Genomic DNA, 16,746 nt, shown 5'->3' on the forward strand with positions numbered 1-16,746 from the left:
GCAGTGTTGAGGTCACGTGCCCATAGTAGTGCTGAACTCACATCATTGAGGAAGATCATGTCTGCAAAGTATTATGCCCCGACCGGAGGCCACCCCGGCCAAGATCAACTGCTGACCGACCGAGCGGTGTTCACCGACGCATACGCGGTGATCCCGAAAGGCACGATGCGCGACATCGTTACCAGCTTCCTGCCGTTCTGGGATGACACCCGTCTTTGGGTCCTTTCCCGCCCGCTAAGCGGTTTTGCGGAAACCTTCTCCCAATATATCATGGAAGTGGCACCGGGCGGCGGCTCCGACCGCCCGGAAACCGACCCGAACGCGCAAGGCGTATTGTTCGTGGTGGAAGGCACCGCCACACTCAGCGTCCAAGGTGAGACGCACCAGCTTGAGCCGGGCGGCTACGCCTACCTGCCGCCGCAAAGCAATTGGACCTTGCGGAATACTGGTACCGAGACGCTGCGTTTCCATTGGGTGCGCAAAGCTTATGAAGCCGTCGAGGGCCTAGATTACCCCGATGTCGTGATCGCCAATGAAAAAGACATCGCGCCCAGCGTCATGCCCGATACCAACGGCGCATGGGCCACGACACGTTTCGTCGACCCCAACGACCTGCGTCACGACATGCATGTCACCGTTGTGACGTTCCAGCCCGGCGGCGTAATCCCGTTTCTGGAAACCCATGTGATGGAACACGGGCTTTATGTCCTAGAGGGCAAAGCCGCCTACCGTCTGAATCGGGACTGGGTCGAGGTCGAAGCCGGTGACTACATGTGGCTCCGCGCGTTTTGCCCGCAAGCTTGCTATGCAGGTGGCCCCGGACCGTTCCGCTATCTGCTCTACAAAGACGTAAACCGTCACATGGCGCTGCGTCCCGCCGGTGCTTTGTCCCATTCCGGCACGGCAAGCCTCAAGGCCGCTGCCGAGTAACCTCACCACCGATCGCCGCAGAAAGCTCTTTTGCGGCGGTCATGACCGCTTTGCTCAGGTCAGGGATCTGGTCCAGCCCCACCCTAGAGGTCGGGCCGGAAACGGAGATACCCGCGATCCCCTCCCCATGAATATCGAAGATCGGCGCAGCAATGCACCGCATGCCAAGGTTGCGCTCCTCGCCGTCAATCGCATAGCCGCGCTCCCGCGTGGCCTGCAAATCCGCCATCACCGCATCCCTGTCGGTCAGGGTAAACTCGGTAAAGCGTTCCAGCGGGGCGTCCGTCAGAAACCTCTTGATCCGCGCTTCGTCCATCTCCGAGAGCAGCGCCTTACCGATGCCTGAGGCATGCATTCGTGACAAAGTTCCGGGCGGAAAGAACGCGCGGATGCTCGCATGGGTCTCCACCTGACTGACAAAAAGAACCCGCCCATTCTGCTCGATCCCCAGATTCGCGGTCTCTCCGGTTTCCTCCATTAACATCCGCATCACGGGTCGCGCCCGATCCACAAGACTGGTACGGCGCAGGAAGCGCGACCCGATTACGAACGCACGGGGGCCGACATGCCAGACCTGATCAATCTGGTCGAACTCGACCAACCCCCGCCCCTCCAGCGTCACCAAAATCCGGTAAACCGTTGCAGGGGACTGGTTTAGGTCACTCGCAAGAGTAGACAACGCCTTGCCCTGCGCTTCGCTCAGAAACTCAAAAACCTCCATGGCACGGTCCAAAGATTTGATCGTGTTCTGGGCGGTTTTGTCATGCCAGTCCCGCGGTCGGCCACGAGATTTCCGAGCGGTCTTATTTTTATCTTCTTGGAAAACCATAAGATGCATTTCATTTTATGTGAAAGACGAATTCACCATATGAAAAATATAAGCATCTGACAACAATTGATTTTTCAGCTCGCATCCATTTTGAAAACTGTTTTCAAAAAAGTATCACCACCACATGCGGGCATACTAGAGTGGCCTCAACGATCATTAAGGAGACGATCATGAGCTTCCAGAACCCAGTATTCATCCCCGGGCCGACCAACATGCCAGAAGCCGTGCGTCAGGCATGCTACATGCCGACCATCGACCACCGCTCACCCACCTTCGGCAAGATCCTGCATCCTTGCCTCGACGGTGTCCGCAAGGTTCTGAAGTCCGATAGCGCCAAGATCTTCATCTTCCCGTCAACGGGCACCGGCGGTTGGGAAACCGCACTGACCAACACTTTGAACAGCGGCGACAAGGTTCTTGCGGCTCGCAACGGCATGTTCTCGCATCGCTGGATCGACATGTGCCAGCGCCACGGTCTAGATGTGCAAGTGGTCGAGACCCCTTGGGGAGAAGGCCTGCCTGCCGATAAGTACGAAGAAATTCTGAAAGCCGACAAAAACCACGAAATCAAAGTCGTGCTGGCCACGCATAACGAAACCGCAACCGGCGTGAAATCCGACATCAGCGCAGTCCGCAAGGCGCTCGACGCCGCTGGTCACCCCGCCATGCTGTTTGTTGACGGCGTGAGCTCCATCGCGTCGATGGACTTCCGCTTTGACGAGTGGGGCGTGGACGTTGCCGTGACCGGCAGCCAGAAGGGCTTCATGCTGCCCGCAGGCCTTGCCATTGTCGGCTTCTCCGAGAAGGCTGTCGCTGCATCCCAGAACGCTGGCCTGCCACGCACCTTCTTCGACATCAAGGACATGCAAAAAGGCTACGATGCCAACGCATTCCCTTACACGCCGCCGGTTGGCCTGATGAACGGCCTCAAGCTCTCGCTGGACATGCTGCTGGACGAAGGCCTCGAAACCGTATTTGCCCGCCATCACCGCATCGCAGAGGGCGTCCGCAAGGCGGTCTCCGCATGGGGCCTGGAACTGTGCGCCGTCTCCCCTGAAGTCTACTCCGACACGGTCAGCGCCATTCGCACGCCGGAAGGGTTTAACGCGACCGAAATCGTCACGCATGCAGCGAACAAATACGACGTTGCCTTCGGTGTGGGTCTGGGTGAAGTCGCTGGCAAGGTCTTCCGCATCGGTCATCTGGGCAGCCTGACGGACGTCATGATGCTCAGCGGTCTGGCCACTGCCGAGATGTGCATGGTCGATCTGGGTCTGGATGTAAAACTCGGCTCCGGCGTTGCCGCAGCTCAGGAATATTACAGCAACAACGCCGTTGACGGGAAATAAGAACCGCACCGGGAAGGATAGACAGATGTATATTCCAACTTATCAGGACATGCTGGACGCCCACGAGCGGATCAAGCCACATATCAACCGAACTCCGGTTCTGACCTCGGCGTATCTGAACGAGTTGACCGGCGCGCAGCTGTTCTTCAAATGCGAGAACTTCCAGACCCCGGGCGCCTTCAAGGTGCGCGGTGCCAGCAACGCCGTATTCGGGCTAGACGACGAGCAGGCCAAGAAGGGTGTGGCGACGCACTCTTCCGGCAACCACGCTTCCTGCCTCAGCTACGCGGCCAGCCGCCGTGGCATTCCCTGCAACGTGGTCATGCCAAGAACCGCGCCGCAAGCCAAGAAGGACACGGTCCGCAGATATGGTGGTGTGATAACCGAATGCGATCCGTCCACTTCCTCCCGCGAAGAGACGTTCGCCAAAGTGCAGGCGGCAACCGGCGGTGACTTCGTCCACCCCTACAATGACCCGCGGGTCATTGCGGGCCAAGGCACCTGCGCGCGCGAATTCATGGAGCAAACCGACGGGCTGGAAATTGTCGTCGCACCAATCGGCGGCGGCGGAATGATTTCGGGCACCTGTCTGACATTGTCCAATCAGGCCCCCGAGGTGCAGATCATCGCCGCCGAGCCCGAGCAGGCCGACGATGCCTATCGCAGCTTCAAAGCCGGCTACATCATCGCAGATGACGCGCCCAAGACCATCGCAGATGGTCTTTTGGTCCCGCTGAAGGACTTAACGTGGCATTTCGTATCAAACCACGTGACCGACATTCTGACCGCGAGCGAAGAAGAAATTATCGACGCGATGAAGCTGACGTGGAAACATCTGCGCATCGTTATGGAAGCCAGCTGCGCTGTGCCGCTCGCTACCATCCTCAAAAACAAGGACCGGTTCGCGGGTAAGCGGGTCGGCGTCATCGTCACTGGCGGCAATGTCGATCTCGACCGCCTGCCTTGGATCAAGTGAAGGGAAATCACGCTATGAACACGAACGTATCTCTCAAAGACCTCGAAGTCGGCTTCGACGTTCCTGCCCTGCCCGGTATGGACGAGGCGGACATCCAGACACCATGCCTGATCCTTGATCTTGACGCGCTGGAGTACAACATCAAGAAGATGGGTGATTACGCCAAGGCACACGGTATGCGCCACCGCGCCCACGGCAAGATGCACAAATCCGTTGATGTGCTGAAGCTGCAGATGGAGCTTGGCGGCGCCGTCGGCGTTTGCTGCCAGAAAGTGTCCGAGGCGGAAGTCTTTGCCCGCGCCGGTATCAAGGAAATCCTGGTCTCCAACCAAGTGCGCGACCCTGCCAAGATCGACCGTTTGGCGCAGATGCCCAAGATCAGCGGCGGCGAAGTGATTGTCTGCGTAGATGATGTGGCCAACGTGGCGGATCTGTCGGCGGCCGCCAAGAAGCACGGCACAAATCTGGGTGTGTTCATCGAGATCGACTGCGGCGCAGGTCGTTGCGGCGTCACCACCACCGACGCCGTTGTGGAAATCGGCAAGGCCGTGCGCGACGCAGAAAACCTGACATTCCGCGGCATTCAAGCCTATCAGGGCGCGATGCAACATATGGACAGCTTTGAGGACCGACAAGCCAAGCTCGACGCAGCCATCGCCCAAGTGAAGGACGGCATCGAAGGTCTCAAAGCCGAAGGCATCGAATGCGATCTCGTCTCCGGCGGCGGCACCGGCTCTTACTACTTCGAGAGCAATTCCGGCGTCTACAACGAGCTTCAGTGCGGCTCCTACGCGTTCATGGATGCCGACTATGGTCGCATTCTTGACAAGGACGGCAACCGCATCGACGACGGTGAGTGGAAAAACGCGTTCTTCATTCTGACCTCGGTCATGAGTCATGCCAAGGCCGACAAGGCAATCGTAGACGCGGGCCTCAAGGCGCAGTCCGTCGATAGCGGTCTGCCCTTCATCTATGGCCGTGACGACGTGGAATACATCAAATGCTCGGACGAACACGGCGTCGTGGCCGACCCCAAAGGTGTGCTGAAGGTCAACGACAAGCTGAAACTGGTTCCGGGTCACTGCGATCCGACCGCAAACGTGCACGACTGGTATGTCGGCGTGCGCAACGGCAAAGTCGAAACCGTCTGGCCCGTCTCGGCCCGCGGCAAAGCATACTGATAATAATTGCTTCGGCAGCTCTGCCGAAGCGTAAGACTCCCACATGCGGCCCCTTTTTGGGGAGCCGCATGTGGGCGCACGAACTCAAAAGGAAAAAGCCCATGTTGATCGTCCCAGAACGCGAAATTGCCGACTTGATGACCCGCGAAGCAGCTTTCGACGCCGTGGAAGGCGTGTTTGCCGCGATGGCATCGAAGGATGCCTATAACTTCCCCGTCATTCGCGAGGCGATCGGCCATGAAGACGCGCTTTATGGCTTCAAGGGTGGCTTCGACAAGGCGGGCATGGCGCTTGGCCTGAAGGCTGGCGGCTACTGGCCGCACAACCTTGAGAAACACGGTCACATCAACCACCAATCTACGGTTTTCCTCTTCGACCCTGACACCGGCATGGTCAAAGCAATGGTGGGCGGCAACCTGCTGACCGCCCTGCGCACCGCCGCCGCGTCGTCGGTGTCGATCAAACATCTGGCTCGCAAGGACTCCAAGGTCATCGGCATGATCGGTGCAGGCCACCAAGCCACGTTCCAACTGCGCGCCGCCCTTGAGCAGCGGCCCTTCGAGAAAGTCATCGGCTGGAACTTCCACCCCGAGATGCTGCCAAACATTGAGAAAGTCGCCACCGAAGCAGGCCTGCCGTTCGAGGCGGTCGAGCTAGACCAGTTGGGCCACGACGCCGATGTAATTATCTCGATCACTTCGGCTTTCGAGCCATCTCTGATGTCCGATCATGTCTCGGCTGGCACACATATCGCCTGCATGGGCACCGACACCAAAGGCAAGCAAGAGGTCGAAACCGCCCTGCTGGGCCGTGCCACCGTGTTCACTGACGAGGTCGCCCAGTCCATCACAATCGGCGAGGCGCAGCACGCGATCTTCAACCACGTGATCCGCCCTGACAACATCGTGGAACTGGGTGCCGTTATCAACGGAACAAATCCGGGCCGCACGTCGGATGATGAAATCACCTTGTTCGACGGCACAGGCGTCGGCCTGCAAGATCTGGCTGTTGCGGCAAGCGTGGTAGACCTTGCCGTCAAAAAAGGCGTCGCAATCGAGGTCGATTTCTGATGAACGGCGGTTTTGCCTCAAGGGGCTAAGCGTGATCTGAGCTTGGCCACAAAAAAGGACGCCGGATGTCGGCACGATCAGGAATATTGGGAGAGGTCTCATGGCACTCGATAAGACAAACTCGACATCTGAGCGTCAGGCGGCGCTGGACTACCACCAGTTCCCGCGCCCCGGTAAGCTGGAAATCCGCCCGACCAAGCCCATGGCCACGGGTCGCGATCTGGCCCGCGCGTATTCGCCCGGCGTTGCGGAAGCTTGCACCGAAATCGCGGCAAACCCGCTTGATGCCGTGCGCTATACCGCCAAGGGCAATCTGGTTGCCGTCATCTCCAACGGTACCGCCGTGCTGGGCCTTGGCAATATTGGCGCGCAGGCCTCCAAGCCGGTCATGGAAGGCAAGGCGGTTCTTTTCAAGAAGTTCGCCGGTCTGGACTGCTTTGACATCGAAGTGAACGAGGCGGACCCCGAAGCGCTTGCCGATCTGGTCTGCAAGCTGGAGCCGACCTTCGGCGCGGTTAACCTTGAAGACATCAAAGCCCCCGACTGCTTCATCGTGGAACGCATCTGCCGCGAGCGGATGAACATCCCCGTCTTCCACGACGACCAGCACGGCACCGCCATCGTGGTCGCCGCCGCCGCGACCAACGCGTTGCGTCTGGCCGAGAAAAAGCCCGAAGATATCCGCGTCGTCGGCCTTGGTGCCGGTGCCGCCGGCATCGCCTGCCACACCATGCTGCGCAAGATGGGCGTGCCTGCCAAGTCGATCACCCTATTTGACAAGGATGGCGTGCTGCACGAGGGCCGGACTGACCTGTGCCCTGAGCAGATGGAGTTTGCCTCCGCCGGCGCCAAAACCACGCTTGAAGAAGCGCTGACCGGTGCCGACCTGTTCCTTGGTTTGTCCGGCCCCGGCCTTCTGAAGCCCGAACTGGTCAAAAAAATGGCCCCGAACCCAATCATCTTCGCCTTGGCCAATCCCACACCGGAAATCATGCCGGACCTCGCCCGCGAAGCATCGCCAGGCGCAATGATTGCCACGGGCCGTTCCGACTTCCCCAATCAGGTCAACAACGTCTTGTGTTTCCCGTTCATCTTCCGTGGTGCGCTTGATGTGGCTGCCAGCGATATCAACGACGATATGAAGCTTGCTTGCGTGGAGTCCATCGCCTCACTCGCACGCGCCACGACCTCGGCCGAAGTGGGTCAGGCCTATCAGGGCGAAAAGCTGACCTTCGGGCCGGAATATCTGATCCCGAAACCGTTTGATCCTCGTCTGCTGCCAACCATCGCCATCGCCGTCGCCAAGGCCGCGATTGCCTCCGGTGTCGCGCGCAAAGAGATTGATCTGGACGCCTATCGCAGCACGCTGGAAGCTCAGGTTTTCCGCTCGTCCCTGATTATGCGTCAGGTCTTCGAGGCGGCCCGCCAGTCCCAACGCAAAATTGTGTTCGCAGAAGGCGAAGACGACCGCGTGATCCGTGCAGCACAGGCCATGATCGAAGATACCGTCGATACGCCGATCCTGATCGGCCGCCCTGACATCATCGAGTCCCGCATCGAACGCGCCGGTCTGAAAATCAAGCCGGGCCGCGACTTCGAGATCGTGAACCCCGAAAGCGACACCCGCTACCGCGACTACTGGCAGAGCTATCACGAGCAGATGGAGCGCCGCGGCGTCACCCCCGATCTGGCCAAAGCGGTGCTGCGCACGAACACCACCGCGATCGCGGCGGTCATGGTTGCGCGTGGTGACGCCGATAGCATGATCTGCGGCACCTTCGGGCAGTATCAGTGGCATCTCAACTATATCGAACAGATGCTTGCCAACAAGGAACTGACCCCGGTTGCCGCTCTCTCGCTGATGATCCTCGACAGCGGGCCGCTGTTTGTGGCCGACACTCATATCAACACCGAGCAAACCCCCGAAACGCTGGCTGCCACGGTCATCGCCGCCGCCCGCCACGTCCGCCGCTTCGGCAACGAGCCGAAGATCGCACTGTGTTCCGGCTCGCAGTTTGGCAACCGCGACTGTGCATCTGGCCGTGTCATGCGGGCCGGTCTGGATATTCTGGACGCGAAGAACCTGAATTTTGCCTACGAGGGCGAAATGCATACGGACGCAGCTTTGGACTCTGAACTGCGCGAACGCCTGTTCCCCGGCAACCGTCTGGACGGGAAAGCAAACGTGCTGATCTACGCCAACACCGACGCCGCAGGCGTCGCCCGCAACCTGCTGAAATGTGAGGCAGGCGGACTGGAAGTTGGCCCTATTCTGATGGGGATGGGCAACAGGGCCCATATCGTCACACCCGGCGTCACCGTGCGCGGGCTGCTAAATATTGCAGCGCTCGCAGGTTCTGACGTCTCCAGCTACGGCTGAAAACAACCGGTCGGTGGACCCGGCCCTCCGTAATCACGCCCCAGAGCGACATCTGGACTTAAGGAGGGGATACCCATGTCTATGACTGCCACGGCCAGTCCGGCGGTTGATGCCGTCAACGAGAAGTTGCCACCCGGGCGGCTTTTCACCCTCGGACTACAACACGTTCTTGTCATGTATGCCGGGGCCATCGCGGTCCCGCTAATTGTTGGCCGGGTTTTGAAACTCAACCCCGAGCAGGTCGCGTTTCTGATTTCCGCCGACCTGTTTGTTTGCGGTGTCGTTACAATTATCCAGTCGATGGGTGCGTCCAAGTGGTTCGGCATCAAGCTGCCCGTCATGATGGGCGTGACCTTCGCCTCTGTTGGCCCGATGGTTTCGATCGCGGCCTCCAATCCGGGCCTTGAGGGCGCACGGATGATTTTCGGAGCCATTATCGGCGCTGGTCTCATCGCAATGCTCATCGCACCGCTGATCAGCCGTATGTTGCGGTTCTTCCCACCCGTTGTGACAGGCACGATCATCTTGGTGATCGGTGTCACGCTGATGCGTGTGGGCATCAATTGGATCTTCGGTCTGCCCGGCGGTCCGACATCGCCAACCATCGTTGACCCTGCCCACGCCGCATGGCTCGATCAGGTGAAAGAACTGGGCGCAGGCGTTGTTCCTGAGATGCCCGCCGGGCTGAAGGTTGCAGCGACGTTGGACAACATCAGGTATGCAACCCCGCAGAACATGCTGATCTCCGCTATTGTGCTAACCACAATCATTTTGGTGATGAAATTCACCACCGGCTTCCTTGCCAATATCTCGGTGCTGATTGGCATCGTCGTGGGAGCGTTGGCTGCGAGCGCCATGGGTATCATGCATTTCGACAAGGTCGGTCACGCTGGCTGGTTCGAGCTGATTACACCGCTGCGTTGGGGTGTGCCGATCTTTGATCCGATCATGATCCTGACCATGACACTTGTCATGATCGTCGTGATGATCGAATCCACCGGCATGTTCCTTGCCTTGGGTGAGATGTGCGAAAAGAAGATCGAGCGCCCCTCCCTGTCCGCAGGTCTGCGTACCGACGGTTTGGGCACCGTGATCGGCGGCCTGTTCAACACCTTCCCCTACACCTCGTTCAGCCAGAACGTGGGTCTGGTCGGTGTAACGGGCATCCGCTCCCGCTATGTCTGCGTCGCGGGCGGCGCGATCATGATTGTGCTGGGTCTTGTGCCAAAAATGGGCGCACTGGTTGAATCGCTGCCTGTTGCCGTTTTAGGCGGCGCCGGTCTGGTGATGTTCGGCATGGTTGCTGCAACCGGCGTGCGTATCCTTGGCGCGGTGGACTTCAAGAACAACCGCTTCAATGGCCTGATCGTGGCGATTTCGCTCGGCATGGGCATGATCCCCTTGATCGCCCCGGACTTCAGCATGTGGCTGCCTCACTCGATCGAGCCACTGATCGACTCCGGTATCCTGCTGGCGGCGATTGCGTCGGTCGGCCTGAACATTGTGTTCAACGGTGCGAAGGACATTTCCGAAGATGAATTGCGCGAAGCGGCGCTTCAATCGGATGGCGGTCACTAACCGCGACCTTCGGCACAGGAAGATTGGGAGAGGGGCCAGACGGCCCCTCTCATTCGTTCAACGGGTGCCAAAGCGCCCTACCGACAGGACTTATAATGCTACTCGGCTTATCCCTACTCTACGTCGGAGCAGTTCTCATCCTCAACGGCCTCTGGCTTACAGGCCGGATCGAGGACCGTGAAATCGTCATCATCAATCTGGTAGTCACGCTGATCTTGTTTCTCGTGGCTGTTCACACAGCGCTTTTTGCCGACACGATCATCGGCGTCAGAGCTGCCGCCCTGACTTTGTTATTCGCAACCACCTACCTATGGGTCGCGTATAACAGGCTGCGAAACTGTGACGGACGTGGCCTTGGCTGGTTCAGCCTGTTCGTCTCCATCACCGTCCTGCCCGTCGCGGCCTTGGGTTTCATAGAAGCCGACAGCGTCATGTCGGTTTGGATGGCCTTTTCTTGGGCGGCGTGGGCGGCGTTGTGGTTCGTCTACTTTCTGCTTCTCAGTCTGGCGAAGCCGATCCAGAAGCTGGCCGCATACTTCACACTGTTCTGCGGGATTTTCACGGCATGGCTTCCCGCCATGGTGCTGCTGTTCGACATTGCAAACTAAAAAAGCGCGCTCTTTGGAGCGCGCTTTTCTCTGTTTAATTTGCTTGAGACCTAGTGCCGCTTCTTCGGCGGCATCAGGTCGGTGATCGTCCCTTCGAACATTTCTGCCGCGAAGTTGACCGTTTCCGACAAGGTCGGGTGCGGGTGGATGGTGTGGCCCAGATCGGTCGCATCGCAACCCATCTCGATGGCCAGCGCCACCTCCGCGATCAGATCACCTGCATTCGTCCCCACGATAGCCGCCCCGACAGCACGGTCGTCGGTAGGATCAAACAGCACCTTGGTCATCCCCTCGGAGCGCGCATTGGAGAGCGCCCGACCGGACGCCGCCCATGGGAACACGCCCTTGCCGATTTTCAGACCCTTGGCCTTGGCCTCGGTTTCCGTAATGCCGACCCACGCGACCTCGGGGTCGGTATAGGCCACTGACGGGATCACCAAAGCATCGAACGCGCGATTATGACCGGCACAGACTTCCGCCGCGACCTTGCCTTCATGCACCGCCTTGTGCGCCAGCATCGGTTGGCCCACCACATCGCCGATGGCGAATATATGCGGCACGCCGGTGCGTTGCTGGTTGTCGACGGCGATGAAGCCGCGCTCGTCGACGGCCACACCTGCGGCCTCGGCGTTGATCAGCTTGCCGTTGGGGCGACGCCCGACCGAAACGAGGACCTTGTCGAACGTGTCGGTCGTGACCTCGCCCTTGTCGTCCTCAAAGGTTACTTTCAGGCCCTTCTTCTGGGCCTCCATCGCGGTGACCTTGGTTTTCAGCATGATCTTTTCATACCGCTTGGCGATCCGCGTTTGCAGCGGCTTGACCATGTCCTTGTCGGCGCCGGGCATCAGCTGGTCCATGAACTCGACGACAGTGATTTTCGACCCGAGCGCGTCATAGACGCAGGCCATTTCCAGACCGATGATACCGCCGCCAAGGATCAGCATGCGCTTCGGCACATCCGCAAGTTCCAGCGCGCCGGTGCTGTCCAGCACGCGAGGGTCGTCATGCGGGATGAACGGCAGCTCCACAGGCTCGGAGCCTGCGGCGATGATGCATTGATCAAAGCTGACCGTCTTGGTGCCGTCGTCGCCGGTGACCTCGATCATGTTGGGACCGGTAAAGCGCCCCATGCCGCGCACGGTGGTCACCTTGCGGGCCTTGGCCAGACCGTCGAGACCGCCAGTCAACTGCCCCACGACCGAGTCCTTCCAGCCGCGCAGGGCGTCCAGATCAATCTTCGGCTTGGCGAAGGTGATGCCATGGGCCGACATCTCGTCCGCCTCGGTCAGAACCTTTGCCACATGCAGCAACGCCTTGGACGGGATACAGCCGACGTTCAGGCAGACACCGCCAAGGGTCGGGTTCTTCTCGATCAGCACGACATTCTTGCCTAAGTCCGCCGCGCGGAACGCCGCTGTATAGCCGCCGGGGCCGGAGCCCAGAACGACGACTTCGGCGTGGATATCGCCCGGACCGGTGGCCGTGCCTGTGGGCGCGGTTGCGGTCGGGGCAGCAGGAGCCGCCGCAGGTGCCGGAGCCGCTTCGGCAGGCGCATCCGCCGCTTCCGCGCCTTCCAGCACCAGAATGACAGCGCCCATCGAGACCTTATCGCCCTCGGACAGCTTGATCTCCTTCACCACGCCCGCGGCGGGGCTGGGGACTTCCAGCGTGGCCTTATCGCTTTCCAACTCGATCAGCGGGTCTTCCTCGGCGACCGTATCACCGACGGAAACCAGAATGCTGATGACGGGCACGTCGGTGAAATCACCGATATCGGGAACTTTGACTTCCATCTGAACGCCCCCCTACAACATCAGCCGGCGTACATCGCCGAGCAGGTGTTTCAGCGACGCGTTGAAGCGCGCGCCCAAAGCGCCGTCGATGGCGCGGTGGTCGAAGGACAGCGACAAGGGCTGCATCAGGCGCGGCACGAACTCTTCGCCGTTCCAGACAGGTGCCATCTTGGCACGGGTCAGGCCAAGGATCGCAACCTCCGGCGCGTTGACGATGGGCGTGAAGCCAGTGCCGCCGATGCCGCCCAAGGACGAGATCGTGAAGGTCGCGCCCTGCATGTCGGGGCCTTTCAGCTTGCCCTCGCGGGCAGCCAGAGACAGCGAGCCAAGTTCCTTGGAAATCTCCACGATCCCCTTGCGGTCGGCATCCTTGATCACCGGCACCATCAGGCCTTGAGGCGTATCAGCCGCAAACCCGATGTTGTAGAAGTTCTTCTTGATCAGCTTGTCACCGTCGGGATGGATCGAGGAATTGACCTCCCAATGCTCTTTCAGGGCCGAAACGCAGGCCTTGATTACGAAGCTCAGCAACGTGACGCGGTAGCCTTCTTCCTTGGCCTTGGTGTCCAGTTCCTTGCGGTACTTGTCCAGCTCGGTGATATCCGCCTCTTCATCCACGGTGACATGCGGGATGTTGAGCCAAGCGCGGTGCAGCGCCGGGCCGGACAATTTCTTGATGCGGGGCATCTCGACGTCTTCAACCGGACCGAACTTGGAGAAGTCCACTGTAGGCATCGGAGGGATACCCATGCCGCCGCCGCCCGCACCGGACGCAGGTGCAGACGCCGTGGATGATTTCAGGAACTTGGTCACATCCTCGCGCAGGATGCGGCCCTTGCGGCCCGTGCCGTTGACCTTACTCAGGTCGATATCAAGCTGGCGGGCAAAGGCGCGCACCGATGGCGATGCATGCGCTTTGTTGAACCCTGCATCGGTGACAGCCGCCGGAGCAGGTGCCGCCGCCGCAGGCGCCGGTGCAGCAGCAGCCGGCGCTGGTGCTGCGGCAGGTGCTTCTGCCGGAGCGGATGCAGGCGCATCGCCTGCGCCTTCCGCTTCGAGGATCAGGATCAGCGAACTCTCAGACACCTTATCCCCTTCGGAAATCTTGATTTCCTTCACAACGCCAGCCGCAGGGCTTGGCACTTCCATCGTGGCCTTGTCGCTTTCCAGCTCGACCAGCGGGTCTTCGGCAGCAACGGTGTCACCGACGGATACGAGAATGCCAACGACGGGCACTTCGTCGAAATCGCCGATGTCAGGTACTTTGACTTCAATTGTCATGTTCTATCTCCTTTTCGGCGTCTTCAGACGAGCCGTGGGTTCGGCTTTGTGCCATCAATGTCGTATTTGCTGATGGCGGCTTTCATGTCTGCCTTGGTGACAGCGCCCGCCTCGAACAATTCGGTCATGGCTGCTGCCGCGATGTGGTTTGCATCCACCTCGAAGAACCGCCGCAGGTTGACCCTGCTGTCGGACCGACCGAAGCCATCCGTGCCAAGAACCGTGAAGCTATTCGGCACAAAGGCGCGAATCTGCTCGGCATAGTTCTTCATGTAGTCGGTCACCGCGATCACCGGACCCTTTGCTTTCTCAAGCTGCTGCGTCACGTAAGGCACCTGCTTGTCGCCAAGCGGGTCAAGCCGGTTGTGCCGCAAGGCGTCCTGCCCGTCGCGGGCCAGCTCGTTGAAGCTGGTGGCCGACCAGATATCGGAGGTGACGCCAAAGTCTTCCTTCAGCATTTTCGCCGCTTCGATAGCCTGCACCAGGATCGTGCCAGAGCCCATCAGGTTCACGTGCTTCTTGCCCGGCTTCTTGGTCTCCTGCAGCCGGTAGAGGCCCTTGATGATCCCCTCTTCCGCGCCCATCGGCATGTCGGGATGGGTGTAGTTCTCGTTCATCAGGGTCAGATAGAAATAGACGTCCTCCTGCTTGGCATACATACGGTCCATTCCGTGATGGATCAGCACCGCAACCTCGTAGCTGAAGGCCGGGTCGTAGCTGATGCAGTTCGGGATGGTCGACGCCAGAACATGGCTGTGGCCGTCCTGGTGCTGCAAACCCTCACCGTTGAGCGTGGTGCGCCCCGCGGTGCCGCCGAGCATGAAGCCACGCGCACGGCTGTCGCCCGCGGCCCAAGCCAGATCGCCGATCCGCTGGAACCCGAACATCGAGTAGTAGATGAAGAACGGGATCATCGGCACGCCATGGTTGGAATACGATGTTGCCGCCGCGATCCAGTCGGCCATGGCACCCGCCTCGTTGATGCCTTCCTGCAGAACCTGACCGCTGGTCGTTTCCTTGTAGAACATCATCTGGTCGGCGTCCTGAGGCGTGTAGTTCTGCCCCAGCGGGTTGTAGATACCCGCCGAGCGGAACAACCCCTCCATCCCGAAGGTACGGCTTTCATCCGGCACGATCGGCACGATGTTCTTGCCAATCTTCTTGTCGCGCAGGAGCGTCGTCAGGATACGCACAAAGGCCATGGTGGTGGATATCTCGCGATCCCCGGTCCCTTTCAACTGGCCTTCAAAGGTCGACAGAGGCGGTATTTCCAGCGCCGGCACATCGCGCCAGTCGCGCTTGGGGAATTCGCCGCCAAGCTCTTTGCGACGGTCCGCCAGATAGGATTTCTGCGCATTGTTCAGCTTGACGAACGGCGCCTTCGGCAGGTCTTCGTCCGAAATCGGGATCTGGAAGCGGTCGCGGAACGCACGCAACTGATCCTCGGCCAGTTTCTTTTGTTGGTGAGAGGTGTTCTGTCCCTCGCCGCTGGTGCCCATGCCATAACCCTTGACCGTTTTGATCAGCAGGCAGGTGGGGGTGCCTTTATTGTCGCTGGCTTTCTTGAAGGCGGTGTAAACCTTCTGGGGATCGTGCCCCCCACGCCGCAGCGCCCAGATTTGCTCGTCCGTCCAGTCGGCCACCAAAGCGGCGGTTTCCGGATACTTGCCGAAGAAATGCTCGCGGATGTAGGCACCATCCTTCGATTTGAAGGTCTGGTAGTCCCCGTCGATGGTCTCATCCATCAACTGGCGAAGACGGCCGGAGCTGTCATTTTCCAACAGTTCGTCCCAGCCTTTGCCCCAGAGCAGCTTGATGACGTTCCAACCGGCCCCGCGGAAGTCACCTTCCAGTTCCTGCACGATCTTGCCGTTTCCGCGCACCGGCCCGTCAAGACGCTGCAGGTTGCAGTTGACCACAAAGATCAGATTGTCGAGCCCTTCGCGGGCAGCGAGGTCAATCGCGCCACGGCTTTCGGGCTCGTCCATTTCGCCGTCACCAAGGAAGCACCAGACCTTGCGGTCGGCCATGTCGATCAACCCACGGTTGTGCATGTATTTCATGAACCGTGCCTGATAAATCGCCATTAGCGGACCGAGACCCATCGAGACGGTAGGAAACTGCCAGTAATCCGGCATCAGCCACGGATGCGGATAAGACGACAGCCCGCCGCCATTCACTTCGGAGCGGAAATTCTCCAACTGCTCTTCGCTGATGCGCCCTTCCATGAAGGACCGCGCGTAGATACCGGGGATCACATGGCCCTGAAAGAAGACCAGATCGCCGCCATGGATCGCGGATTTCGAACGCCAGAAGTGGTTCAGCCCGATGTCATACATCACCGCCGAGGACGCGAAGGAGGCGATATGCCCGCCATACTCGCTGCTTTCCTTGTTGCGGCGGACGACAGTTGCCATGGCATTCCAGCGGTTGATGGTGCGGATGCGCCATTCCATTTCCAGATCGCCCGGAAAGTCGGCCTGATCGTCAACGGGGATCGTATTTTGATACGGAGTCGTCGCGGAAAACGGCAAGGTTGCCCCTGCGGCTCGCGCCTGTTGAACCGCTTTGTCCAGAAGATAGTGCGCCCTGTTGGCACCGTCTTTTTCGATCACGTCCTGAATGGCTTCTTGCCATTCCTGGCTCTCAACCGGATCAATGTCACTGTTTTGTATCGTCATTGGAGTATACGACCTTTCCGATCAGATGGCGGTGAAAATCGGGTATTTTCAGGTCAGACACGAACCGCATTGCGCCTGAACAGGGTGTTT

General features: G+C 59.5%; 12 protein-coding genes. 8 read left to right on the forward strand and 4 right to left on the reverse strand.

Features of this window, described 5'->3' with window-relative positions:
* The first annotated feature begins 57 nt into the window (after window positions 1-57).
* Window positions 58-930: a bifunctional allantoicase/(S)-ureidoglycine aminohydrolase gene (locus THALAR_RS13395; protein WP_021102119.1), complete on the forward strand. Its 873-nt coding sequence runs from the start codon at window positions 58-60 to the stop codon at window positions 928-930.
* Here THALAR_RS13395 and bhcR read toward each other — a convergent pair.
* On the reverse strand, window positions 911-1,759 hold the full coding sequence (bhcR, locus tag THALAR_RS13400; protein WP_021102120.1) for an HTH-type transcriptional regulator BhcR: 849 nt from the start codon (window positions 1,757-1,759) through the stop codon (window positions 911-913). The two genes, THALAR_RS13395 and bhcR, sit on opposite strands and share 20 nt — an antisense overlap.
* A gap of 170 nt (window positions 1,760-1,929) precedes the next feature.
* On the opposite strand from bhcR, the gene bhcA reads away from it, so the two are divergent.
* From bhcA to THALAR_RS13435, 7 genes are all read left to right on the forward strand, one after another.
* A complete protein-coding gene (bhcA, locus tag THALAR_RS13405) occupies window positions 1,930-3,108 on the forward strand; it encodes an L-aspartate--glyoxylate aminotransferase BhcA (RefSeq protein ID WP_021102121.1) in 1,179 nt (392 codons plus the stop codon).
* 25 nt (window positions 3,109-3,133) lie between these two features.
* Window positions 3,134-4,084: a beta-hydroxyaspartate dehydratase BhcB gene (gene bhcB, locus THALAR_RS13410; protein ID WP_021102122.1), complete on the forward strand. Its 951-nt coding sequence runs from the start codon at window positions 3,134-3,136 to the stop codon at window positions 4,082-4,084.
* A gap of 14 nt (window positions 4,085-4,098) precedes the next feature.
* Window positions 4,099-5,265 (forward strand): 3-hydroxy-D-aspartate aldolase BhcC, encoded by a 1,167-nt coding sequence (bhcC, locus tag THALAR_RS13415; RefSeq protein ID WP_021102123.1) that lies wholly within the window; start codon window positions 4,099-4,101, stop codon window positions 5,263-5,265.
* Window positions 5,266-5,366: 101 nt separating this feature from the next.
* A complete protein-coding gene (gene bhcD / locus THALAR_RS13420) occupies window positions 5,367-6,335 on the forward strand; it encodes an iminosuccinate reductase BhcD (RefSeq protein WP_021102124.1) in 969 nt (322 codons plus the stop codon).
* Window positions 6,336-6,435: 100 nt separating this feature from the next.
* Window positions 6,436-8,715, forward strand: a complete 2,280-nt coding sequence (locus THALAR_RS13425; protein WP_021102125.1) for an NADP-dependent malic enzyme — start codon at window positions 6,436-6,438, stop codon at window positions 8,713-8,715.
* A gap of 81 nt (window positions 8,716-8,796) precedes the next feature.
* Window positions 8,797-10,293 (forward strand): nucleobase:cation symporter-2 family protein, encoded by a 1,497-nt coding sequence (locus THALAR_RS13430; protein WP_040819252.1) that lies wholly within the window; start codon window positions 8,797-8,799, stop codon window positions 10,291-10,293.
* A 95-nt stretch (window positions 10,294-10,388) separates the two neighbouring features.
* On the forward strand, window positions 10,389-10,901 hold the full coding sequence (locus tag THALAR_RS13435; RefSeq protein WP_021102127.1) for an AmiS/UreI family transporter: 513 nt from the start codon (window positions 10,389-10,391) through the stop codon (window positions 10,899-10,901).
* Between the two features lie 50 nt (window positions 10,902-10,951).
* On the opposite strand, the gene lpdA is transcribed toward THALAR_RS13435, so the two are convergent.
* From lpdA to aceE, 3 genes are read right to left on the reverse strand one after another with little or no spacing between them, the layout of a single operon-like run.
* Window positions 10,952-12,694 carry a dihydrolipoyl dehydrogenase gene (gene lpdA, locus THALAR_RS13440; RefSeq protein ID WP_021102128.1) on the reverse strand — a complete coding sequence of 581 codons (1,743 nt, stop codon included), beginning with the start codon at window positions 12,692-12,694 and terminating at the stop codon, window positions 10,952-10,954.
* A 12-nt stretch (window positions 12,695-12,706) separates the two neighbouring features.
* Complete coding sequence (gene aceF / locus THALAR_RS13445; protein WP_021102129.1) at window positions 12,707-13,975, reverse strand: dihydrolipoyllysine-residue acetyltransferase; 1,269 nt, start codon at window positions 13,973-13,975, stop codon at window positions 12,707-12,709.
* Between the two features lie 23 nt (window positions 13,976-13,998).
* On the reverse strand, window positions 13,999-16,656 hold the full coding sequence (gene aceE / locus THALAR_RS13450; RefSeq protein WP_021102130.1) for a pyruvate dehydrogenase (acetyl-transferring), homodimeric type: 2,658 nt from the start codon (window positions 16,654-16,656) through the stop codon (window positions 13,999-14,001).
* Between the last annotated feature and the right edge of the window lie 90 nt (window positions 16,657-16,746).

This window comes from Litoreibacter arenae DSM 19593, assembly GCF_000442275.2.
In the GTDB taxonomy this organism is placed as follows: domain Bacteria; phylum Pseudomonadota; class Alphaproteobacteria; order Rhodobacterales; family Rhodobacteraceae; genus Litoreibacter; species Litoreibacter arenae.